Raw genomic sequence first — 730 nt, 5'->3', positions numbered from 1 at the left:
GGTGTTCTCAAAGACCAAGTGCAACACCTTTTGCTGTAAGGTGCCGCCATGGCGAGAATCTACAAACATTTGACAACCCAGGAGCGCGCTGTCGTCATGACCATGCGCGACGACCAGTGCTCCACCCGATCCATTGCTAAACGCCTTTGTCGTTCTGCCAGCACGATCAGCCGCGAACTCAAGCGCACCAGCGGCGTCGGAGTCTATGACGCCGACGCCGCCCATGCGCAGTGTCAAGCCCGGCGCGTGCTGCCACGCCGCCTGCCGAAACTGCATCCGGACGGCGTGTTATTCCAGGTGGTCCGGCATCACCTGAATCTTTTCTGGTCACCGCAGCAAATAGCGCGCAAACTCAAGGCCCTTTGGCCAGACGACCCTACCGCGACCGTGTCCCACGAGACTATCTACAACGCCATCTACGTGCATCCGCGCGGTGAACTCAAGCGCGAGTTGATCGCCTGTCTGCGCCACCACAATCAAGTCCGCAAACCCCGCAGCCGGGGCACTGACCGGCGCGGCCAAATCCCGGATATGCAAAGCATCCATATCCGTCCAGCAGAGGTTGAGGACAGGCTCATCCCTGGCCACTGGGAGGGCGACCTCATCAAAGGCGCCGCCAACCGCTCGTCGGTCGGCACGCTGGTCGAACGCACGACCGGCTTTGTGGTGCTCGCCAAGATGGACAACGCCACCACCAAGGCGGTCATCGACAGCTTCTCCGCTGTGCTCA

The 730-nt window shown here is 61.1% G+C and carries 1 protein-coding gene; it reads left to right on the top strand.

Annotation, left to right across the window (positions count from 1 at the left end):
• Nucleotides 1-48: 48 nt before the first annotated feature.
• Nucleotides 49-730, top strand: a 682-nt coding sequence (locus tag GTP77_RS29780) for an IS30 family transposase (protein ID WP_161075750.1), incomplete at its 3' end; no start/stop codon positions are given.

It is taken from the genome of Pseudoduganella aquatica (genome assembly GCF_009857595.1).
Taxonomy (GTDB): Bacteria; Pseudomonadota; Gammaproteobacteria; order Burkholderiales; family Burkholderiaceae_D; genus Rugamonas; species Rugamonas aquatica_A.
Note: the sequence above shows the minus strand (reverse complement) of the source record. Positions and strands in the feature narration are given on the sequence as shown.